19 protein-coding genes and 2 pseudogenes are annotated in these 20,405 nt (G+C 65.3%); 13 read left to right on the plus strand and 8 right to left on the minus strand.

Going from position 1 to position 20,405, the window contains the following annotated elements:
- Positions 1-107 precede the first annotated feature (107 nt).
- The 3 genes from Mspo_RS06645 to Mspo_RS06655 form a co-directional block, all read right to left on the minus strand.
- A complete protein-coding gene (locus Mspo_RS06645; protein ID WP_159728081.1) occupies positions 108-743 on the minus strand; it encodes a DUF4202 domain-containing protein in 636 nt (211 codons plus the stop codon).
- A 50-nt stretch (positions 744-793) separates the two neighbouring features.
- On the minus strand, positions 794-1,885 hold the full coding sequence (nadA, locus tag Mspo_RS06650) for a quinolinate synthase NadA (protein ID WP_159728083.1): 1,092 nt from the start codon (positions 1,883-1,885) through the stop codon (positions 794-796).
- A 256-nt stretch (positions 1,886-2,141) separates the two neighbouring features.
- A complete protein-coding gene (locus Mspo_RS06655; RefSeq protein ID WP_159728085.1) occupies positions 2,142-2,633 on the minus strand; it encodes an SH3 domain-containing protein in 492 nt (163 codons plus the stop codon).
- Between the two features lie 239 nt (positions 2,634-2,872).
- On the opposite strand from Mspo_RS06655, the gene Mspo_RS06660 reads away from it, so the two are divergent.
- Complete coding sequence (locus Mspo_RS06660; protein WP_159728087.1) at positions 2,873-3,820, plus strand: aspartate carbamoyltransferase catalytic subunit; 948 nt, start codon at positions 2,873-2,875, stop codon at positions 3,818-3,820.
- 36 nt (positions 3,821-3,856) lie between these two features.
- Positions 3,857-4,207 (plus strand): hypothetical protein, encoded by a 351-nt coding sequence (locus Mspo_RS06665; protein ID WP_159728089.1) that lies wholly within the window; start codon positions 3,857-3,859, stop codon positions 4,205-4,207.
- 151 nt (positions 4,208-4,358) lie between these two features.
- On the opposite strand, the gene cysK is transcribed toward Mspo_RS06665, so the two are convergent.
- Positions 4,359-5,348, minus strand: a complete 990-nt coding sequence (cysK, locus tag Mspo_RS06670) for a cysteine synthase A (protein ID WP_159728091.1) — start codon at positions 5,346-5,348, stop codon at positions 4,359-4,361.
- Between the two features lie 46 nt (positions 5,349-5,394).
- A complete protein-coding gene (locus Mspo_RS06675; RefSeq protein ID WP_159728093.1) occupies positions 5,395-5,907 on the minus strand; it encodes an Lrp/AsnC family transcriptional regulator in 513 nt (170 codons plus the stop codon).
- A 353-nt stretch (positions 5,908-6,260) separates the two neighbouring features.
- On the opposite strand from Mspo_RS06675, the gene Mspo_RS06680 reads away from it, so the two are divergent.
- The 7 genes from Mspo_RS06680 to Mspo_RS06710 all read left to right on the plus strand — a co-directional run bounded on the left by Mspo_RS06680 (position 6,261) and on the right by Mspo_RS06710 (position 13,494).
- Positions 6,261-6,707, plus strand: coding sequence for an Rrf2 family transcriptional regulator (locus tag Mspo_RS06680; RefSeq protein WP_159728095.1), 447 nt, complete (start codon positions 6,261-6,263; stop codon positions 6,705-6,707).
- Between the two features lie 262 nt (positions 6,708-6,969).
- Positions 6,970-7,692: a protein-L-isoaspartate O-methyltransferase gene (locus Mspo_RS06685; RefSeq protein WP_159728097.1), complete on the plus strand. Its 723-nt coding sequence runs from the start codon at positions 6,970-6,972 to the stop codon at positions 7,690-7,692.
- 171 nt (positions 7,693-7,863) lie between these two features.
- The gene (locus Mspo_RS06690; RefSeq protein WP_159728099.1) at positions 7,864-9,288 is read left to right on the plus strand and encodes a TolC family outer membrane protein; all 1,425 of its coding nucleotides are present in this window, start codon (positions 7,864-7,866) and stop codon (positions 9,286-9,288) included.
- A gap of 191 nt (positions 9,289-9,479) precedes the next feature.
- Positions 9,480-10,193 carry a PopZ family protein gene (locus Mspo_RS06695; RefSeq protein ID WP_159728100.1) on the plus strand — a complete coding sequence of 238 codons (714 nt, stop codon included), beginning with the start codon at positions 9,480-9,482 and terminating at the stop codon, positions 10,191-10,193.
- Between the two features lie 80 nt (positions 10,194-10,273).
- The gene (locus Mspo_RS06700) at positions 10,274-10,603 is read left to right on the plus strand and encodes a septum formation initiator family protein (RefSeq protein ID WP_159728102.1); all 330 of its coding nucleotides are present in this window, start codon (positions 10,274-10,276) and stop codon (positions 10,601-10,603) included.
- A 245-nt stretch (positions 10,604-10,848) separates the two neighbouring features.
- Positions 10,849-11,886 carry a pyruvate dehydrogenase (acetyl-transferring) E1 component subunit alpha gene (pdhA, locus tag Mspo_RS06705; protein WP_201281645.1) on the plus strand — a complete coding sequence of 346 codons (1,038 nt, stop codon included), beginning with the start codon at positions 10,849-10,851 and terminating at the stop codon, positions 11,884-11,886.
- A gap of 192 nt (positions 11,887-12,078) precedes the next feature.
- The gene (locus Mspo_RS06710) at positions 12,079-13,494 is read left to right on the plus strand and encodes a pyruvate dehydrogenase complex E1 component subunit beta (RefSeq protein WP_159728104.1); all 1,416 of its coding nucleotides are present in this window, start codon (positions 12,079-12,081) and stop codon (positions 13,492-13,494) included.
- Here the strand turns inward: Mspo_RS06710 and Mspo_RS20265 are convergent.
- A pseudogene (locus tag Mspo_RS20265) lies at positions 13,483-13,964 on the minus strand (DUF29 domain-containing protein). The gene Mspo_RS06710 and the pseudogene Mspo_RS20265 sit on opposite strands and share 12 nt — an antisense overlap.
- Before the next feature lie 86 nt (positions 13,965-14,050).
- Here Mspo_RS20265 and Mspo_RS06720 point away from each other — a divergent pair.
- The 4 genes and pseudogenes from Mspo_RS06720 to Mspo_RS06735 form a co-directional block, all read left to right on the plus strand.
- Positions 14,051-14,989, plus strand: a pseudogene (locus tag Mspo_RS06720) (2-oxo acid dehydrogenase subunit E2); the annotation flags it as partial.
- Between the two features lie 159 nt (positions 14,990-15,148).
- Positions 15,149-15,832, plus strand: coding sequence for a hypothetical protein (locus Mspo_RS06725; RefSeq protein WP_159728108.1), 684 nt, complete (start codon positions 15,149-15,151; stop codon positions 15,830-15,832).
- Between the two features lie 48 nt (positions 15,833-15,880).
- Entirely contained in the window at positions 15,881-18,127 is a 2,247-nt protein-coding gene (locus tag Mspo_RS06730) for a primosomal protein N' (protein ID WP_159728110.1), read from the plus strand.
- A 729-nt stretch (positions 18,128-18,856) separates the two neighbouring features.
- The gene (locus tag Mspo_RS06735; protein WP_159728112.1) at positions 18,857-19,096 is read left to right on the plus strand and encodes a hypothetical protein; all 240 of its coding nucleotides are present in this window, start codon (positions 18,857-18,859) and stop codon (positions 19,094-19,096) included.
- Between the two features lie 300 nt (positions 19,097-19,396).
- On the opposite strand, the gene Mspo_RS06740 is transcribed toward Mspo_RS06735, so the two are convergent.
- Positions 19,397-19,846, minus strand: coding sequence for a HEPN domain-containing protein (locus tag Mspo_RS06740; protein ID WP_159728114.1), 450 nt, complete (start codon positions 19,844-19,846; stop codon positions 19,397-19,399).
- Positions 19,843-20,157, minus strand: a complete 315-nt coding sequence (locus Mspo_RS06745; protein ID WP_159728116.1) for a nucleotidyltransferase domain-containing protein — start codon at positions 20,155-20,157, stop codon at positions 19,843-19,845. Before Mspo_RS06745 ends, Mspo_RS06740 begins: the two co-directional genes overlap by 4 nt.
- Between the last annotated feature and the right edge of the window lie 248 nt (positions 20,158-20,405).

The following is a 20,405-nucleotide window of genomic DNA, read 5'->3' on the forward strand; positions in this document are numbered from 1 at the left end:
TATGCGCGAGAGGGGGCGGCAGGTGTTGCGCGTAACATCGATGAAGGGCGCAGACTTCTCCCTCTCCCGCGCAGCGGGGGAGGGCCGGGGAGGGGGCGCGCCGGCCATTAGTCGACCGCGACGGCGGCGAGCTTGGCGAGCGCCGCGCTCTCCTTGGCGATCGCCGCGGCGATGAGCGCGCGCGTGCGCTCCGGCAAAGGCAGAGCGAGCGCGGCGGCATGGCCCTTGGGCGACATTTTGCAAAGCGTCTTGCCGAGAATGTCGACGATCTTCTCGTCGTCATAGTCTTTGTATTTCTCGTGGAAATCGTCGAAATAATGCTCGAGGAAGACGATCGCCGCGACATTCTCCAGCGCCTGGGAGTCGCGCTCCTTCTTCAGCTTCTCCTTGCGAATGATCGCGCCGACATGGCCGATCCCTTCTTCGGCATAGCCATGCGCGCGCATGAGCTCGCCGACGAGACGGGCGTGATGGGCGCGGCATTCCTTGCGCCAGTCGTTGTAGCCGTGGCGGCCGAGCGGAAAATTCTCGCGCGGAATGTCCCAGCGGCGCAGATGCTGCGCGCGCGTCGCGATCTTCAAGAGCTCCGAGGCTTCCGGATAGATCGCGAAGAGGCGCGCCGTCATGCGCTCGGCGTAGACGATCTCGAAGGGGCGTTCGACGCCGTCGATCGTCACGCGGCGCGGATCGTCGGCGTTGGCGGCGTCGATCGCCGCGATCAGAGCCTGGTAACGAGCCGACATGTCGCGCTCCTTGAAAAATCCTTCTCCCGCAGGCGGGAGAAGGGAGTCGATCACCCCAGATCGATCATCCGCTGCACGGCGACGCGCGCCTTTGCTGCGATCAGCGGATCGACCGTCACCTCCTCGCGGATATGGACCAGCGCGTCGAGGATTTTCGGCAGGGTGATGCGCTTCATATGCGGGCAGAAATTGCAGGGGCGGATGAATTCCGTGCCCGTCGTCTCGGCGGCGACATTGTCGGCCATGGAGCATTCGGTCACGAGCAGCACGCGCGCCGGCTTTTTCGTGCGCACATAATCGATCATCGCCGCCGTCGAGCCGGCGAAATCGGATATGTTCACCACCTCGCGCGGACATTCGGGATGAGCGATGATCTTCACGCCGGGATGATCGGCGCGATAGCTCTCGAGCTCCTCGGCGGTGAAGCGCTCATGCACCTCGCAGGCGCCGCGCCAGGCGATGATCTTCACCTTGGTCTGCGCGGCGACATTCTCCGCGAGATAGCGGTCGGGCAGCATGATGACCCGCTCCGAGCCCAGGCTTTCGACGATTTTCAGCGCATTGGAGGAGGTGCAGCAGATGTCGACCTCCGCCTTCACTTCGGCGGAAGTATTGACATAAGCGACAATCGGCACGCCCGGATATTCGGCGCGCAGCGCGCGCACGTCGGCCGCCGTGATGGAGGCGGCGAGCGAGCAGCCGGCCTCGAGGTCGGGCATGAGCACGACCTTGTCGGGGCTCAGAATCTTGGACGTCTCGGCCATGAAATGCACGCCGCCCTGCACGATGATCTCGGCGTCGGAGGTGGCGGCGAGCTTGGCGAGCTGCAGGCTGTCGCCGACGAAATCGGCAACGCAATGATAGATTTCCGGCGTCTGGTAATTATGGGCGAGAATGACGGCGTTGCGTTCCCGCTTCAGCTCGTTGATCGCCTTCACATAGGGCGCATGGAAGGGCCACTCGACCGCCGGCATGACCTTTGCGACGCGCTCATAGAGATGGGCGGTCGCGGTCTCGACCTCCTTGTTCCAAGCGAGACTGGGCATGGGCAGCACGGGGAAGCGCCGCGCGGCCCCATCCAGCGCGCCGAAGGGCGGAGCGGCCGCTCGCTTTTTGTCGCCGATCTGGAACGGAATGCCCATTGGCTTGCTCCGAACTCACTTATGCTCAATTAGAGCATAAGAGGGCCAATCAAAAACTCCAGCGGGAGGCCCGTCGGAGAGGTTCTCGAGCTTAGAAGCGATATGACGTTTCGGCAACACCCTCGCCGGATCGTCGTCCAGAGACATATGCTCTTTATGAGCATATGTCAAATGGGCGGAACGAAAAAAGCCCGGCCCGCGGGCCGGGCGAGGGCTTCGCGGTCTCGGGCTTTTCGCGTCGAGACGAAATTAATGCCTATCTGGCGAAGACGGCGCCCTTCCGCTTCAGATAGTTGCGGTCGACGTAGCCGGATTTGCCCTCATAGGCGACCTTGCACCAGCTCGTCATCCAGCCCTTCTGGCAGCCGGAGGAGACGACTTTCCGGCCCGAAGGGATTTTCGCGACGACCTTCCAGCTGTCGCCGGGGCCGGATCTGACCGCCGTGATGTCGCGCGTCACCAGAGGGGCGATGACGACATTCTTGGCCGTGGGCGACAGCGTGTTGGCGGCGACGAAGCCGCGCTTGCCCTTGTAGCGGATCTGGCACCAATCGCGTTTCCAACCCGGCCCGCAATTGTCGAGCTGGATTTTGGCGCCGGCCGGGATCTGGGCGATGACCGGCCATCTCGCGCCGGGGCCGGACCTCATATTCGAGAAATCCGTGGCGTAACGGGGAGCCGCCATGGCCGAGGCGGCGCAGAAGGTGAGGGCCGCCGCGAGGAGCGACGAGCCGGGCCGGAACTTCATGACGATCTCCTGTTTCGCGAAGGATTGCGGGAAAGGACGTCTCTATGTCGGGCAATTTCCAGAACTCTTTTTCATCCCCTTTGGTTCCGCCGTCGCTTTCGAGCGAATGTCTCGAGGATTTCTCAACCATGAGAGATCCGGCGCCGCCATTCTCGCGCCGCCTTCGGCCTGCCGGGAATGCGCCATCGGTCGGGCTCCAAGGCTGGCCAGCGCGCGAGAAACTGTTATAGACGGCGGCCATGCCGCAAAAATCGCATCCCGCCTTCCCGCACCGCCATCTGCTCGGCATAGAGGGACTGTCGCGCATCGACATCGTCACTCTGCTCGACATGGCCGAGGACGCGATCGAGGTCTCCCGTCAGGTGGAGAAGAAACGCGCCACTCTGCGCGGCCGCACCCAGGTCAATCTCTTCTACGAATCCTCGACGCGCACGCAGGCCTCGTTCGAGATCGCCGGCAAAAGGCTCGGCGCCGACGTCATGAACATGTCGGTCGCCAATTCCTCCGAGAAAAAGGGCGAGACGCTGCTCGACACGGCGACGACGCTCAACGCCATGCGGCCCGATATTCTCGTCGTGCGCCACGCCCGCGCCGGCGCCGTGCATCTGCTCGCGCGCAAGGTCGATTGCGCTGTCGTCAACGCCGGCGACGGCGCCCATGAGCATCCGACCCAGGCGCTCCTCGACGCGCTGACGATCCGCCGCCACAAGGGCCGCATAGAGGGGCTCGAGGTGGCGATCTGCGGCGATGTGCTGCATTCGCGCGTCGCCCGCTCCAACATCATTCTGCTCAGCGCGCTCGGCGCGCGTCTGCGCGCGGTCGGCCCCTCCACTCTCGCTCCCGATTCGCTCGCGCGTCTCGGCGTCGAAGTGTTCCACGACATGCGCTCGGGGCTCGCCGGCGCGGACATTGTGATGATGCTGCGACTTCAGCGCGAGCGCATGAACGGCGCCTTCGTGCCGAGCTCGCGGGAATATTTCCATTTCTTCGGTCTCGACGAGGAGAAGCTCGCTTACGCGGCGCCCGATGCGCTGGTGATGCATCCGGGCCCGATGAATCGCGGCGTCGAGATCGACTCGAGCGTGGCCGACGGAAGCCGCTCGCTCATTCGCGATCAGGTGGAAATGGGCGTCGCTATGCGCATGGCGGTGCTGGAGGCGCTCGCGCAGCACCTGCCGAATGTGTAGTATGCGCTCGTCTCGTCGATCGCAGAGGGGCGCCGCATGGTCTTTGTCGTTCGTCTGATCACACTGTTTCTGGAAGGCCTTCTACAGCAGTTCATCAATGGCGTGGGCGTCGCTGCATTGATGGCCGCGCTCGCCGTCGGCTTCTTTCGCCTGTCCTGGTGGAAGAGCGTGCTGATTCTCACCTTCATCTTCGGATTCGGCGTCGAATATCTCTTCGAGGACTGGATCAAATTCTCCGACAAGGCGCAGAGCGCCAGCGAGCGCTGGGCGTGGATGCTGCTGATCTATTTCTTTATCGTCTTCGTCGCCTATTGGACCGGCCGCTACGGCCGCCGCCATCTGGAGCGCCGCGGCAAAGCGGCTCCGCAAAAGCCGCATACGCGCTGATGCGGTTTATGCTTCGCATTCCGCATGGGTCGTCATTGCGAGGAGCGGAGCGACGAATCAATCCAGGAGCCGCCTCACGGCCCTGGATTGCTTCGCTTCGCTCGCAATGACGGCCGATCCGAGCCGAGCCGCCCGGATCGGCGAAACAGGATCAGACGCCCTCGAACAGCGCGGTCGAGAGATAGCGCTCGGCGAAATCGGGGATGATCAGCACGATATTCTTGCCGGCGGCCTCCGGACGCGCGGCGATCTCGAGAGCGGCCGCGACGGCGGCGCCCGACGAAATGCCGACCGGAACGCCCTCGAGCTTGGCGAGCTCGCGCGAGGTCTCGAAGGCGGTCTGATTGCCGATGGTGATGATCTCGTCGATGACGCCGCGATCGAGGATCGGCGGCACGAAGCCGGGGCCGATGCCCTGGATCTTGTGCGGTCCCGGCGGACGGCCGGAGAGCACCGCCGAATCCTCGGGCTCCACCGCCACGACCTTGAGGCCGGGACGGCGGGGCTTCAGCACCTGGCCGACGCCGGTGATGGTCCCGCCCGTGCCGACGCCGGAGACGAAATAGTCGATCTCGCCCTTGGTGTCGTTCCAGATCTCCTCGGCCGTCGTGAGCCGATGGATTTCCGGATTGGCAGGGTTCTCGAACTGCTGCGGAATGACCGCGTCCGGATTTTCCGCAGCGAGCTCGGTGGCCTTGGCGACGGCCCCCTTCATGCCTTGCGCGGCCGGCGTCAGCACGAGCTCGGCGCCGAGCACGGCGAGAATGCGCCGGCGCTCGATCGACATGGATTCCGGCATCACCAGAACGAGGCGGTAGCCGCGCGCCGCGGCGACGAAGGCGAGCGCTATGCCCGTGTTGCCGGAGGTCGGCTCGATGAGCAGATTGCGCCCCGGCGCGATGCGCCCGCTCTTTTCGAGCGAGTCGATGAGATTGACGCCGATGCGGTCCTTGACGCTGGCGAGCGGATTGAAGAATTCGAGCTTGCCGAGAAGATTGGCCTTGACGCCTTTCTCCTTGGCGAGGCGGTCGAAACGAACGAGCGGCGTGTCGCCGATCGTCTGGGTGATGGAATCATAGATGCGGCCGCGGCCGGGTTTTTCCGTTCGGATGAAAATCGGCGCTTCTACTGCCTCGGACATAGGATGCTCCTGGAATCGTGTGGATCGCTGACGCGCTGGCGCGACTTTAGCCCGCCACGGCCTCTTCGGCCACCCGGCGCGCGCGGGGAAAAGCGATTGGAGGCGCCGTTTCGAGCGGCAGCGCCGTCGTCGCCTTGATCCGCTCCATGGCGAAGCGCGACACGACGTTGCGCAGGGGGGCGACGGCGATGAGGCGCTTGTAGAAATCGTCGAAGGCGACCATGTCGGACACCACCACCCGCAGCATATAGTCGACGTCGCCGGCCATGCGGTAGAACTCCACCACCTCGGGCATGGCGGCGACGGCGCCGGTGAAACGGTCGAGCCAGGCGTCGGAATGCTCGCCGGCGACGATGGAGACATAGACGCTGAGGCCCAAGCCGAGCTTCTCGGGGGAGAGCAGGGCGACGCGGCCTTGCAGCACGCCGCTCGTCTCGAGCCGCTGAATGCGTTTCCAGCAAGGCGTCTGCGAGAGGCCGACCTGCGCCGCTATGTCGGCGATCGAGAGAGAGGCGTCCTCCTGGAGAATCGAAAGAATGTGGCGGTCTATGGCGTCCATGGCGCGTCCGTGGCGTTACGAGAAGGTTTTCCTATAGTCGACAAAAACACTATAACATGTCAAGGAGAGAAGCGGCCCGCTGAGCCGTTCTGCGCCGGACGGCCGCCGAACCGCGACGAGGCGATGAAATCCGGCTCGGCCAGAGTTCGGCGCGGCCGCTCGGCGGCGCCGCTCCTCTCGCCCTATGTTTTTTCTATGAACCGAGTAGATTATGAAAGAAATTCGCCATTCGGCGCAAAGTGGCCGGCCGAGTGGACAATGGGCGCGCAATGGCGCCATTTGCTGTAAAATCCCGTCGCCGGAGAAAAATTCACCAAAACGCCGGCGAGGCGGACCCGAGGAGACGCCGCTCCATGTTGACGAAAAAAGCGAAATACGGATTGAAGGCGATGGTCTATCTGGCCGGTTTCGAGCCGGGGCGGACGGCGCTCGTCACCGATATCGCGACGGCGAATCAGATCCCCAAGAAATTCCTCGACGCCATTCTCGGCGAGCTGCGCAACGCCGGATTCGTCCACTCCAAAAAGGGCAAGGGCGGCGGCTACACGCTCGCCCGCTCGCCGCAAGACATTCGCGTCGGCGCCGTCGTCAGAGTGCTGGACGGGCCGCTCGCGCCGATTCAGTGCGCGAGCCGCACCGTCTATCGGCGCTGCGACGACTGCGAGAACGAGGCCCGTTGCGCCGTGCGGCTCCTCATGCTGGAGGCGCGCGACGCCATCGCCAATGTGCTCGACAATTGCACGCTCGCCCAGATGCGCGCGCTCGGCGAGGACCATCCCGCGAGCGCGCTCGTCTTTTGAGCTCGAGCGGAATTGAGTGGGCAGCCGCTCGGGCCGCCCCGTTCGTTCCTTGTTTCAATGGACATGGGCGCGGCGCGAACCTATAAAGCGCACGGCCGAGCTCTTGCAGCCGGCGAAAGCGAAAGCGTTCGGCGAGAGGAGCCGGCCCGTCCGAACGCCTTCTTTGGAATTTTGGCGTCTTTCAATGGCGGGGGCGCCCGCGGCGGACCGGCGGCCGTCGTCGAGACACCCCACGAGAGGCCGGCGTGACGCCGGAAGGTCGATGGCCGAAGCTGCTGAGCTCCAAGCAGAGACGAATTCGCAACGAGGCGCGGCGACCGCCGCTCTGCGCCAGACGATGGTCGAGCGGCAGTTGCGCACCTTCGACGTGACGGACTTGCCGCTGCTGCGGCGCTTCCTCACCGTTCCGCGCGAGATTTTCCTGCCCCAGGAGCTCGCGCCGCTCGCCTATTCCGACCTCATGCTGACGCTGAAGGACGAGCGCGGCCGTCCGGCGCGCGCGCTGCTGCCGCCGCTCGTTCTCGCCCGGCTGCTGCAGGAGGCCGAAATCCGCGAGACCGAGCGCGTGCTCGACATCGCCGGCGGCACGTTCTATTCGGCGGCGCTGGCCTTTCCGCTCGCGCGCGAGATCGTCGCGCTCGAGGACGACGCCCGCCTCGCCGCCACCGCGCGCTCCTATCTGCAATTCGTCGGGGCGGACAATGTCCGCGTCGAGGCGGGGCCGCTCGCCGCCGGCGTTCCCGCCGCGGCGCCCTTCGACGTCATCATTGTCCAAGGCGCGGTCGAGACCGGCCTCGACCGCCTCTTCGAGCAGCTCACGCCCAATGGCCGGCTTCTCGCCATCGCCAGGCCGGAGCCGGACGCCGGCTGGGCGGTCATGCGCTTCGATCGCTCCGGCGGCGCGCCGGCCGGCGCGCGCGCGCTGTTCGACGCTTGCGCGCCTGTTCTGAAGGGCTTTGAAAAAGCGCCGGGGTTCGTGTTCTGACGTCTTGGATTCGCCCTGTTTCGAGAGTCGTGTTCCCATGAGTAGGCCGAAAGGCGCGCCCTGCGCTTAGCGCATGTTCCCGAAAAGCGCGAAGCGGTTTTTCGGGAACATGCGAGTTCGAATAGCTCTAGAGCGTCGGGCGCGCTCTGTTCCTGAGCGGGTCTTTGTGGAATGCGTATCGTCCAATTGCGTCGGTTGTCCCGGCTCGGGCTTTGGCTTTTCGCCGCGGGCTTCGTCGATCCGCCCGCCGCCGGGGCGGAGACGCTGAAGGAGGCGCTGGCGCGCGCCTATTACGGCAATCCGGACCTCAATCAGCAGCGCGCCAATGTGCGCGCCAAGGACGAGGACGCGCCCAAGGCCGCCGCCGGAATGCGCCCCAGGGCGAGCATTTCGGCGAGCGCCGGGCCGCAGAGCTCCAATATAAAAATCCCGGCCGGCCGCAATCAGACCACCGGTCAGCGCTCCTATTTCTACGACGAATATGTCGGCTATCCGCGCGGCGCGACGCTGAGCCTTTCGCAGACGCTCTTTGACGGCGGGCGCACCGGCAATTCCGTGCGCCAGGCCGAATCGGGGATCTACGCCGCGCGCGAGGCGATGCGGCTCACCGAGCAGGCGACGCTGCAGAATGGCGCGACCGCCTATATGAATGTTCTGCGCGACACGGCGGTGCTCGATCTGCGCAAGAACAATGTCGCCGTGCTCGAGCAGCAGCTCGCGCGCACGCGCGACCGCTTCGCCGTCGGCGAGGTGACGCGCACGGATGTCGCTCAGGCCGAATCGACGCTCGCGCAGGCGCGCACCGAGCTCTATGGAGCCCAGGGCCAGTTGAAGACGAGCGTCGCCAATTATCGCCAGATCATCGGCGTCGACGCCAAGAATCTGCAGCCCGCGCCGCCGGTCGAGGCTCTGCTGCCGAAATCCGTCGATCAGGCGATCGCCGTCGCCATCGTCGAGCATCCCGGCGTCGTCGCCGCGCAGCATCAGGTCGACGTCGCCGCTTCCGCCGTGAAGGTCGCGGAAGGCGCGCTTTTGCCGACCCTCTCGGTCGGCGCGCAGCTCTCGCAGCAATACGATTCTTTTCTCGGCTCGCCCGCGACGCGGCAATTCTCGGCGGCCGCGACCGGACGGCTCGACGTGCCGATCTATCAGGGCGGCGCCGAATACGCCTCGATTCGCCAAGCCAAGGAGCAATTGGGCCAGGCCCGCTTCAACGCCGATGTGCAGCGCGACAGCGTGCGCGCGAGCGTCATGTCGAGCTACGCTCAGCTCGAGACGGCGCGCGCCTCCATCGTCTCCGGCCAGGCCGCCGTCAAGGCGGCGGAACTCGCTCTGCGCGGCGTGCGCGAGGAGGCGCAGGTCGGTCAGCGCACCACGCTCGACGTGCTCAACGCGCAATATGCGCTGCTCAACGCGCGCGTCGCTCTCATCATCGCGCAGCGCGACCGCGTCGTCGCCTCTTATGCGGCGCTCGGCTCGATCGGGCGCCTCTCGGCCGCGAGCCTGCAGCTCGATGTCGTCGCCTATGATCCGACGACGCATTTCGAGCAGGTCAAAGGCCTGTGGCTCGGCGTCGATTCGCCCGCCGCGCGCTGAGCGGCGCGCCCCTCGGGGCCGGCATAAGTAAAAATTCGTGTGAAAACTCCCCTACGCATAACCCCCGTGGTTTTACCGAAAGGGGGAATCGTCCGATGATGCGAATCGCCGCTCGATGAGAGCGGAGACGAAGAGCGAGCGGCGAAGGGCGGTGCGAAAGCGTCGCCGCGAGACGGGAAGCGGCACATCTCATGAGCGCAGTGAATGCTTCGATCAACGCGCCGGCGCTCGACGCCGAGCGCCGGTCGCACGAGCCGTCGATGGAAGAGATCCTCGCATCGATCCGGCGCATCATCGCCGACGACGAGGCCCTGCCGGCCTCGAGGCGCGACAAGCGTCCTGCCGAGCCGCCGCCGCGCGAGGAGGCGCCGCCCGCGACCGCCGTTCGCGCGCCTTTGGCGACGCGTCCCGCCGCTCCGGCTCCCGTCGCCATTCCTCCCGCTCCCGAGGTCGTGCCTCCGCACACCGCTGATTTCTGGATGCGGCCGGGCGCTGCGCCCGAGCCGGCCGATGACGGAAGCTGGTCGGAAGACACGGCCGAGGACGTCGTGGACGAAATTCTCGACGCCCCCGTCGCGGCGTCCGAGGATGTCTACGCCGAGGATATCGACGAAGAGGCCGACGACGAGTCCGCCGCTACCGCGAGCATTCAGCCGAGCCCGGCCGAGCCGGCGAATGATCGCGAGCCTCCGCCGCTCGTCTCCTCCGATGCGGCGATGTCGATCGGCGCGCATTTCCAGGCGCTGGCGGCGAGCATTGTGATCAGCGAGGCCGATCTCATCGAGCGCTATGCGCAGGATATGCTGCGGCCCATGCTCAAGCAATGGCTCGACGACAATCTCCCGCATCTCGTCGAGCGCCTCGTGCGCGCGGAGATCGAGCGGGTGGCGCGCGGGCGGCGCTGACCGTCCGATCCGCCGCGTCGCATTGGGCGAGACCGAGGCCGTTAACGGCGCTTATACAATGTTTAGCGCAATGTGCCGGCATGTTCGCTCGTCATGTCTTGCGCTCCTTCGTGATCCCCTTGCTGCTCTATGGGGCGGCGGGGCTCGTGGCGGCCTATTTCGTCTGGCATGGCGTCAACGGCCAGCGCGGCCTCAAGACCGGCGTCGAATATGAGCAGCGCATCGCCGAGCTGCGCGCCGAGCTCGCCGGGCTGAAATCCGAGCGCGCGCAATGGGAGCGCAAGCTCGCTCTGGTGCGCGGCGATGTCGTCGACGCCGATATTCTGGACGAGGAGGCGCGCGTCGTGCTCGGCCGCGTGCATCGCAACGACATTGTGATCCTCGCGCCGCCGCCGCCCGCGCGCCGCTGAGGATGCTGCGCCAGAGCGCTCGTTTTCGTCGCGCGCTCGAGCTATTCTGCCTCTAGAGCGTTTCCAGCCGAAGTGGACGCCGGTTCGGCGTCGGAAACGCGTCAAAACAAAAACCTGGAGTCTTTCCGTGATAATCACGGAAAGCCTCCAGGGCGGAGTTCTCGCCGCGATGCGGGAGGGGACGAGGGCTCGCTCAGCGCCTCACTCGCTCCCAGATATTGTCCAGACGACGAGGACGGGCGGACATGCCGGCAGCGGACAAAAATGCGAAATTCGCCGATGTCGCCGGCGCCGCCGAAGGGGCGCCGGCCGAAGGCGAAATTCTGGCCTTCTCGCGCGAGCAGGAGCTCGCGGCCTATCGCGCCATGCTGCTCATCCGCCGCTTCGAGGAGAAGGCCGGCCAGCTGTATGGCATGGGCCTCATCGGCGGCTTCTGTCATCTCTACATCGGCCAGGAGGCGGTCGTCGTCGGCGCGCGCATGTCGGCGAAGTCGAGCGACCAGTTCATCACCGCCTATCGCGACCATGGCCATATGCTCGCATGCGGCATGGAGCCCAAGCGCGTGATGGCGGAGCTCACCGGGCGGCGGAGCGGCTATTCCAAAGGGAAGGGCGGCTCCATGCATATGTTCTCGCGCGAGAAGAATTTTTATGGCGGCCATGGCATCGTCGGCGCGCCGGCGCCGCTCGGCGCGGGCCTCGCCTTCGCCGATCTCTACCGTGGCGACGGCTCCGTCTCGCTGACCTTCTTCGGCGACGGCGCCGCCAATCAGGGGCAGGTCTATGAGAGCTTCAACATGGCGGAGCTCTGGAAGCTGCCCATCGTCTTCATCGTCGAGAATAATCGCTACGCGATGGGCACATCGGTCGCCCGCTCTTCGGCGCAGGCCAATTTCTCGATGCGCGGCGCGGCCTTCAACATTCCCGGCCGGCAGATCGACGGCATGGATGTGCGCGCCGTCGCTTCTGCGGTCCGCGAGGCGCTCGACTGGTGCCGCGCCGGCAAGGGGCCGTTTCTCATCGAGGCGCAGACCTATCGCTATCGCGGCCATTCCATGTCCGATCCGGCCAAATACCGCTCCAAGGAAGAGGTGCAGAAAGTGCGCGAGGAGCATGATCCGATCGAGCAGGTGCGCGCGCGCCTTCTCGCCGGCGGGGCCAGCGAGGACGAGCTGAAGCAGGTCGACGCGGCGGTGCGCAGGATCGTCTCCGAGGCGGCGGATTTCGCGACCAATGATCCGGAGCCCGATCCGAGCGAATTGTGGACGGATGTGGTTCTATGAGGGAAGCGCCGAAGCGTCGCCCCCTCCCCAGCCCTCCCCCGCTGCGCGGGAGAGGGAGCAGATTCGGCGCTTCATCGAGAGTTCGCGTCGCGCCTGCCGCCCCCTCTCCCGCGCAGCGGGGGAGGGTGAGGAAGGGGGCGCGCGACGCCCTTCCGGCGCGGCTTCTCGCCTTTTCACTCGGCGGATAAATCCATGACCGTGAATGTCCTCATGCCCGCGCTGTCGCCCACGATGGAGCAGGGCAAGCTCGCCAAATGGCTCAAGAACGAAGGCGACAAGGTCAAGGCCGGCGACGTCATCGCCGAGATCGAGACCGACAAGGCGACGATGGAGGTGGAGGCCGTGGACGAGGGCGTGCTCGCCCGCATCCTCGTGCCCGGCGGGGCCGAGAATGTCGCGGTCAACACGCCGATCGCCGTCATCGCCGAGGAGGGCGAGGAGATCGGTCCCGCCGAGGCCGCCGCCCCGGCCGCCTCGGCTCCGGCGAAGGCGCCGGACATACCGGCATCCGCTCCCCAAGCCGTCGCCGCGGCGGCCACGGTCCCCGCAGCTCCGGCGGAGCCCGCCGCCGTTCCCGCCGCCCCGTCGCCCGCCGTCGCCGCGCCGGAAATTCCCCCCGATACGACGCTCATCCCGATGACCATGCGCGAGGCGCTGCGCGACGCCATGGCCGAGGAGATGCGCCGCGACCAGAATGTCTTCGTCATCGGCGAGGAGGTCGCCGAATATCAGGGGGCGTATAAGGTCACGCAGGGCCTGCTGCAGGAGTTCGGCCCGCGCCGCGTCGTCGATACGCCGATCACCGAATATGGCTTCGCCGGCCTCGCCGTCGGCGCGGCCTTCGCGGGCTTGAGGCCGATCTGCGAATTCATGACCTTCAATTTCGCCATGCAGGCGATCGACCACATCGTCAATTCGGCGGGGAAGACGCTCTATATGTCCGGCGGGCAGATCAATTGCCCGATCGTCTTCCGCGGGCCGAACGGCGCCGCCGCGCGCGTCGCCGCCCAGCACAGCCAGGATTACGCCGCCTGGTTCTCGCAGGTGCCGGGGCTCAAAGTCGTCGCGCCCTCCAACGCCTCCGACGCCAAGGGCCTCTTGAAGAGCGCCATTCGCGATGCGAACCCGGTGGTCTTCCTCGAGAACGAAATTCTCTACGGCAAGCAATGGGACACGCCCATTCTCGAGGATTTCCTCATTCCGATCGGCAAGGCGCGCGTCGCCCGCGCGGGCGAGGATGTGACGCTCGTCTCCTTCTCGATCGGCGTCTCGCATTGCCTCACGGCGGCCGAGGCGCTGGCGAAGGAGGGGATAGAGGCCGAGGTCGTCGATCTGCGCACGCTGCGGCCGATGGATGTTCCGGCGATCATCGAATCGGTGAGGAAGACCGGCCGCTGCGTCGCGGTGGAAGAGGGCTGGCCGCAATGCGGCATAGGCGCGGAGATCGCCGCGCGCGTGCAGGAAGAGGCCTTCGATTATCTCGACGCGCCCGTGCTGCGCGTTACCGGCAAGGATGTGCCCATGCCCTATGCCGCCAATCTCGAAAAGCTCGCCCTGCCGTCCGTCGCCGAGGTGATCGCGGCGGTCAAGGCGGCCCTATATCGCTGACGGCCAAAAATCCTCAGCCATCATCTCCTCGAATGTCCAGGGGCAGGCGTCGGGGAAGGCGGATTTCGGCAGCCCCGTCTCGAGCATGGCGCTGAGCACGGCGTCGCCATAGGCTTTTTCCACCATGCGCGCGATCAGCGATTTCAGGCTCGATTGTCGTCCAGGTGGTCGGCGAGCTCGTGCCTCTGCACGGTGATCGACACTTCCCAGCTCGCGCTGCGCTTCAGCGGCTGGAAGCGCCATTCGAGCAAATGGAGAACCAACACCTTCAGCCGGCTCGCCAGCTCGCGCTTCTCGGTCTTGCCCATGCTCTCGATTTCCTGCGCGATATGCTCGATGTCGGCCTGCGCGAGCTTGCCGGCGCGCAGGAGTTCCGCCTGCTCATTCGCCCAGGCGTAGAAGTCGCTGTCATATAGCCGGCTCGTGGGCATTCGGTCCTCCCGCTTCATGGACGCCGCCGCTGTCGACATTATGCTAAGAATATACCGTCAAAGTCGCGCCGCCAAAGTCGGCTCGGGCAAATGAGGGCATCGCAATGAACGTCGCGGCTCGTGTTTCGGACGGTGACGGACGCATCTTCGCTTCGCCCTTGGCGCGAAGGCTCGCCAAGGAAGGCGGGCTCGATCTTTCCAGGCTGAAGGGCTCCGGCCCGCATGGCCGCATCATCGAGCGCGATGTGAAAGCGGCGCTGGGCTTGGGAGCGCGTTTCGCGCCGGCCGCGTCCGCCGCCGCGCCAGTCGAAGCGCTCGCCGGGATGTCCGACGCCGTCGTGCGCCAGCTCTTCGCGCCGGGCTCCTTCATCGAAATTCCGCATGATTCCATGCGCAAGGCGATCGCGCGGCGCATGACCGAGGCGGTGCGCGCGATTCCGCATTTCGCTCTGCAGACGGATTGCGAGATCGACGCGCTGCTGCGCCTGCGCGAGGATTACAATAGCGCCGCGCCTCCCGGTGCCGATGGAAAGCCGGAGTGGAAGGTCTCGGTCAATGACATTATCGTCAAGGCCATGGCGCTCGCGCTCCAACATGTGCCGGACGCCAACGTCACCTTCACGCAGAATGCGATGCTGAAGCACAAGTCTTCCGATGTCGGCGTCGCCGTCTCCATTCCGGGCGGGCTGGTGACGCCGATCGTGCGCAACGCCGAGACCAAGAATTTTCGCGAGATCGCCATCGAGCTGAAGGATCTCGCGAGGCGCGCCCGCGAGCGCAAATTGAAGCCCAATGAATATGAGGGCGGCGTGACCGCCGTCTCCAATCTCGGCATGTTCGGCGTCAAGAATTTCGCCGCGGTGATCAATCCGCCCCATGCGACGATTCTCGCCGTCGGCGCGGGCGAAGAGCGCGTCGTCGTGAGGAATGGCGCGCCCTCGGTGGCGACGATCATGAGCGTCACCCTGTCGGTCGATCATCGAGCCGTCGACGGCGCGCTCGGCGCGACGCTGCTCGCCGAGTTCAAGCGGCTGATCGAGCATCCCGCCGCCATGCTGGCGTGAACCGAGCCGCGGCGACGCGATCCGTCCTTTCGTCGAGCGGCGGAGAATTCTTAACGAAGCGTTCATCAATTTGTGCGGCGACACACAGAATGTCGCCGCTCCCTCCCGCAATATCACGGGCGTTGGAGAGCCCGGAATTATTGCGGAGGGAGCATTGCGATGACCGACTTTGCCAAAAACCTGTTCGATTTCGTCAAGAGCGCGACCCTGGCGACGGCGATCGGCGCGCCGAGCGCCGCCGCCGGGGTTTTCGCCTATGAGCGGCCGGACGCGATGCTGCTGCTTCTCTCCAAGGTGCAGTCGGTCGAGATCGGCGATTTCAAGGTCGCGCTCGGGCAAAAGGCTTTCGACATCAACGCCGATCTCGGCGAGTCGAAGAGTTACGACGATCGGGCCGCGCTCATCGCGCGCGCGAGGAGCCTCGGGCCCCGCGAGGTCGAGCGCCTCATCCACCTCTTGCCGCTCGATGCGACGAATATGGCGAAGCTCGGCCCCGAGGTCGTCAAATGCGATTACGACAAGGCGGACGCGAGAATGCGGCTCTACGCGGTCATCGACAAATCGCTCGAGGAGAAAGGCCTCATCGAGATCTCGCGGCGGGACGATGTCGTCGATCAGAAGACGCATCCGGTCTATGGGCGTCCGAGCGCCTGCTATCAGGCCGTCGTCACCGCGGCGGGCGCCGATGTGAAGTCGATGATCGTCTCCGAATTGACGCGCTTTTTCACGGGCGAGCTCGATGTGGGCGCGCCGCCCGTGGTCGCGAAGACGGCGAGCGAGACGCCGAAGGAGAAACGCGCCGTGGCGCGCCGCGATCGGAGGGAGCGCCTCGCCGCCCGCTGAGCTTTCATCGACTTTCCGCTGGGCGCAAAGGGCTCTAAGACAGCGCCCATGAGCGGCGAAGCGGACATATCGGAAGGCGCGCAGATCGTCGAGGTGCTGCTGCCGGTCGCCGTCGACATCGCCTATTCCTATTTCGCGCCGCCGGCGCTGCGCCTTTCGCCGGGCGATTGCGTCGAAGTCCCGCTCGGCGCCCGCAAATCCTTCGGCGTCGTCTGGTTGGTCGGAGCGGCCGGCGCCGGGGGCCGCGGCAATCTCAAGAGCGTGATTTCCAAATATGACCGCCCGTCCCTCGACGAGACGCTGCGCGCCTTCGTCGATTGGGTGGCGCGCTGGACGCTGGCGCCGCGCGGCATGGCGCTGCGCCTCGCCACCCGCGCCGTGGAGGAGGCGGCGCCCGAGACGCCCCGCGTCGGCTATCGGCTCGAGGGCCCGCCGCCCGAGCGCATGACGCCGGCGCGCGCGCGCGTCATCGCGGCGGCCGAAGGCGGGCTGATCTTCTCCAAGGGCGAGCTCGCGAAAGCGGCCGCCTGTTCCGCCGGAGTGGTGGACGCGCTCGTCGACGAGGGCACGCTGGAGGCCGTGGCTCTCCCCCGGGAGCCCGTCGCCGCGGCGCTCGATCCCGATTTCGCGTCCGCGCCGCTCGAAGCCGAGCAGCGCGCGGCGGCGCAGGCGCTGACGCGCGCGGTGGAGCAGGGCGGCTATAGCCCGTTTCTGCTCGAGGGCGTGACCGGCTCCGGCAAGACGGAGGTCTATTTCGAGGCCGTCGCGGAGGCGCTGCGCGCCGGCGGGCAGGCGCTGGTGTTGATGCCGGAGATCGCGCTCACCGCGCAGTTTCTCGAGCGTTTTTCCGCGCGCTTCGGGGGAAAGCCCGGCGAATGGCACTCCGGCGTCTCCGAGCGCAAGCGCGCGCGGCTCTGGCGCGGCGTCGCCATGGGCGATGTGAGCGTGGTGGCCGGCGCGCGCTCGGCGTTGTTCCTGCCTTTCTCGAATCTGCGGCTCATCGTCGTCGACGAGGAGCATGAGGCCGCCTATAAGCAGGAGGACGGCGTCGCCTATCACGCCCGCGACATGGCGGTGGTGCGCGCAAGGCTCGAGGGCGCGAGCATCGTTCTCGCCTCGGCCACACCTTCCATAGAGACGCGCGTCAACGCGCAGACGGGCCGCTATGGCCATTTGCGCCTCACCGCCCGCGCCAATGCGCGGCCGATGCCGCGGATCGAGGCGATCGACATGCGTCGGGAAGGGCCGGAGCGCGGACGCTGGATCGCGCCGCGCCTCGTCGCCGAGGCAAGAGAGACGATCGCGCGCGGCGAGCAGGCGCTGTTCTTCCTCAATCGGCGCGGCTATGCGCCGCTGACGCTGTGCCGCAATTGCGGCCATCGCTTCCGCTGCGCGAATTGCGACGCCTGGCTCGTCGAGCATCGCTTTCGCCGCGCGCTCGTCTGCCATCATTGCGGCCATGTCGAGCGGCGCCCGAACATCTGCCCGGAATGCGAGGCGGAGGATTCGCTCGCCGCCTGCGGGCCCGGCGTCGAGCGGCTGGCGGAGGAGGCGGCGATCCTGTTTCCGGAGGCGCGCGTCCTCGTGCTCTCCTCGGATTTTCCCGGCGGGCAGGAGCGGCTGCGGCGCGAGCTCGCCGAGATCGCGGCGGGGGCTTTCGATATCGTCATCGGCACGCAACTCGTCGCCAAGGGGCATAATTTCCCCTTCCTCACCCTGGTCGGCGTGGTGGACGCCGATTCTGGCCTCGGCAGCGGCGACCCCCGCGCGGCGGAGCGCACCTTTCAACTGCTCAATCAAGTGACCGGCCGCGCCGGCCGCGGCGACAGGCCGGGCCGCGCGCTGATCCAGAGCTGGCAGAGCGATCACCCGGTCATTCGCGCCATTCTCTCCGGCGAGGCCGAGGCATTTTACGCGCAGGAGACGCGGCTGCGCGAGCGCGCCGGCCTGCCGCCCTTCGGAAGGCTGGCGGCGCTGATCGTCTCCGCCAAGGACGCCGGCGCCGCCGAGACCCATGCGCGCGCCCTGGCGCGGGCGGCGCATTCGCTGCCCGCGACGGATCGCTATCGCGTCGCGCCGGCCGGGGGCCTGCCGGAGGAGGGCGAGATCACCGTGCTCGGCCCGGCCGAAGCGCCCATCTCGCTCATCCGCGGGCGCTATCGTTTCCGCCTGCTGGCGAAGGCGCCCAAGAGCGCCGATCTGCAGGCCTTTCTGCGCGCCACGCTGGCGGCGGCGCCGCCGGCGCGCGGCGGCGTGCGCGTGGCGGTGGATGTCGATCCGCAGAGCTTCTGGTAAGCTAGGAAATTATTCTTGCCTTTTTCGTGTGGTCGCTTCGTTCCAAAAAGCGATGACCGCCCCTTCCGCCATCGCGAGCGGAGCGAAGCGATCCAGAGTCGTGGAGCGGCCCCTGGATTGCTTCGTCGCTCCGCTCCTCGCAAGGACGACCATTCAGCGCGCGCGACCGCGTCCCGGCGCCTCGCGGCGGCGGGGGAGGGAAGGGCGGTTCGGGACGCTCCGGCCCCTTACGGCCGGTGCGCGAAGAAATTATCCGGGTCCGGAGCGTCCCGAAACGCGGTTGTCGTTCTCGTCGACATCCCGAGGCGTCGCAAGGCCCGCGCATCCTGGGGTTTCCCATTCAAGACGCGATCGAGTCCGCACGGCCTGGGATCGCGAACGGTTCTTGTTTCTCCCTATGGACGGGAGAAGAACGCCGCCCGGCGACGCGCTGCCTGTCCAGGGACGGGGGTCGCCATCCCGGATGGAGCCGCCCCCCGCCCGCGCTCCACGACCCGAGGAGCGCGCCCTTTTGGGCGGAGGTGGGGAGGAGTATAGGAATATTTTCAGGGCGTGTCAAGGCTCATTGTCGAGGCGGTCGGGGCGGGCTTATGATCCAAAGCGTCATTCGTTACTCATCACATGACTTTTCGTAGATTGGCTTTACTCAAAAGGATGTCTTGCGATAAAATGCCCGTTCCGCCACCGCCAATGACTTAAGCTTAAGCAGCGTTTTTTTTGGAGACTCTTATGCGCCCATTGCTCGCACTCCAGCTGGCCACATTAACGAGTGGTATCGTCAGCGAGGCAAATGCTCTCGACAAACAAGATTTAGATGCTATCGGCAAAGCAGTTCAGCGCATTTGTGTTCAGCCTGCTCAAAAGGGGACATACCTCAAAATTGAAGGCGACCTAAATATCGGCGCGACCCTTAAAATTGCGGCGTCAATGGTGCTGGGAAAATCACAAAGGAAATTTTGGACGGCATAAGTCAAACAGCTGATCAATACAAGACTGATCCGAGACAATGCGCCATGACAATCACGCCGATTTTAACTGCTGCAATGAACCAGCCGAACGGGTCAAGCAGTAATCCATATCCAAGTGCGGATTTGTGTCCGCCGAACTCAATTCAAATTATCGACAGCGAATTATCACATAATGGACACAGTGGAATTTCCATGCCAGCGAATGCCAATGTATGTTTTGTCCGGGTTCGAACTGAGCATAACGGACACGAAGGTATTGAGGTACGTAATGATCAAAAGTAGATCGCGACGTGTTACGGAATTATTGCGTTTTGAGGAAGCGTGCGCCGATCAGCTCAAAGTCGTATAAGCCTTTATTACTGAACTGCGCGCGAAGGTCTGAAAATGGCGCAACCTCCCCGTTCGGGACGGCGAACGGGAAGCTATGCAGCGACTTTCCCTTTGGGAAGGCGAACGACGAAGCATGACCATGAGCGATGGATTTCAGATTATAGGCGCGGCCGAGAAAGGCGCGAAGCTCGATGTCGAAGCGCGGATCGTCTCTCACGAGTCGCGCAAATTCACCCTGAACGCTCGAATGCTTTTTGAAAACGCGGTCGTGCGTCTCGAAGATCAGGGCCTGGGCGGCATGAAATCCGGCGAGATAGGCGGTGCGCCCAGCAGCTTCGTTCAAGCCGACGCCCAGCATTGTTTTTGCCTGTCCGAGAAGCTCATTCGCCTTTTCGAGAAACGCATCCGTCTGGGGCTTCACAACTCGAGCCCTTCCGCGCGGATCTCATGCATCAAAGGCATGCGCGGGTCGTCATAGGTCGCAGATTGATAAGGCAGGGCGTGAATAACGCCGCCGGTTTCGTAGAGAATGCCGGTGCTGAGGTCGGCAAGTCGTTTCATCTCGACGAAACGGTCGGGCATTTCACGCAAAAACACCGCGATATCATAATCGGAATCAGGCTCTGCATCTCCGCGCGCGCGGGAGCCGAACAAGACGGCGCGCGCCAGCCGGTCGCCATAGGTCTCGGCAAGCGCGGCGCGAAAGCGCACGAGGATCGGCGTCAAAGGCATGGGGGAAGTCTGCCATAAGCGCCGATCGTTTCACACCGGAAAAATCGCAGCAAAAACCCTGATTTTTTAGAGGCCTGATTTTGGTGGGAAATTCTTGAATTTCGTGACGAGCCGAGGCTGCCGCAATCGGGCGAATTCGCTGGCGGACCCTTCCCGCGAAAGCTCCGCTGCTGGCGCATCCGCGCCACAGGCGAACGCGAAATTTCGACCCGACGCGACCCTTCCCAATGCAATGCCGAGCGAAACCG

It is taken from the genome of Methylosinus sp. Ce-a6 (assembly GCF_009811655.1).
Lineage (GTDB): Bacteria > Pseudomonadota > Alphaproteobacteria > Rhizobiales > Beijerinckiaceae > Methylosinus.

Excerpts from the sequence above, each read along its gene's own strand:
- Mspo_RS06690 (WP_159728099.1), top strand. The coding sequence starts at position 7,864 with ATGCGTATCGTCCAATTGCGTCGGTTGTCCCGGCTCGGGCTTTGGCTT.
- Mspo_RS06730 (WP_159728110.1), top strand. The coding sequence starts at position 15,881 with ATGAGCGGCGAAGCGGACATATCGGAAGGCGCGCAGATCGTCGAGGTG.
- Mspo_RS06675 (WP_159728093.1), bottom strand. The coding sequence starts at position 5,907 with ATGGACGCCATAGACCGCCACATTCTTTCGATTCTCCAGGAGGACGCC.
- Mspo_RS06665 (WP_159728089.1), top strand. The coding sequence starts at position 3,857 with ATGGTCTTTGTCGTTCGTCTGATCACACTGTTTCTGGAAGGCCTTCTA.
- Mspo_RS06745 (WP_159728116.1), bottom strand. The coding sequence starts at position 20,157 with ATGCCTTTGACGCCGATCCTCGTGCGCTTTCGCGCCGCGCTTGCCGAG.
- Mspo_RS06735 (WP_159728112.1), top strand. The coding sequence starts at position 18,857 with ATGCGCCCATTGCTCGCACTCCAGCTGGCCACATTAACGAGTGGTATC.
- Mspo_RS06710 (WP_159728104.1), top strand. The coding sequence starts at position 12,079 with ATGACCGTGAATGTCCTCATGCCCGCGCTGTCGCCCACGATGGAGCAG.
- Mspo_RS06685 (WP_159728097.1), top strand. The coding sequence starts at position 6,970 with ATGGCCGAAGCTGCTGAGCTCCAAGCAGAGACGAATTCGCAACGAGGC.
- Mspo_RS06695 (WP_159728100.1), top strand. The coding sequence starts at position 9,480 with ATGAGCGCAGTGAATGCTTCGATCAACGCGCCGGCGCTCGACGCCGAG.
- Mspo_RS06655 (WP_159728085.1), bottom strand. The coding sequence starts at position 2,633 with ATGAAGTTCCGGCCCGGCTCGTCGCTCCTCGCGGCGGCCCTCACCTTC.
- nadA (WP_159728083.1), bottom strand. The coding sequence starts at position 1,885 with ATGGGCATTCCGTTCCAGATCGGCGACAAAAAGCGAGCGGCCGCTCCG.
- Mspo_RS06645 (WP_159728081.1), bottom strand. The coding sequence starts at position 743 with ATGTCGGCTCGTTACCAGGCTCTGATCGCGGCGATCGACGCCGCCAAC.
- pdhA (WP_201281645.1), top strand. The coding sequence starts at position 10,849 with ATGCCGGCAGCGGACAAAAATGCGAAATTCGCCGATGTCGCCGGCGCC.
- Mspo_RS06725 (WP_159728108.1), top strand. The coding sequence starts at position 15,149 with ATGACCGACTTTGCCAAAAACCTGTTCGATTTCGTCAAGAGCGCGACC.
- Mspo_RS06700 (WP_159728102.1), top strand. The coding sequence starts at position 10,274 with ATGTTCGCTCGTCATGTCTTGCGCTCCTTCGTGATCCCCTTGCTGCTC.
- Mspo_RS06660 (WP_159728087.1), top strand. The coding sequence starts at position 2,873 with ATGCCGCAAAAATCGCATCCCGCCTTCCCGCACCGCCATCTGCTCGGC.
- Mspo_RS06680 (WP_159728095.1), top strand. The coding sequence starts at position 6,261 with ATGTTGACGAAAAAAGCGAAATACGGATTGAAGGCGATGGTCTATCTG.
- cysK (WP_159728091.1), bottom strand. The coding sequence starts at position 5,348 with ATGTCCGAGGCAGTAGAAGCGCCGATTTTCATCCGAACGGAAAAACCC.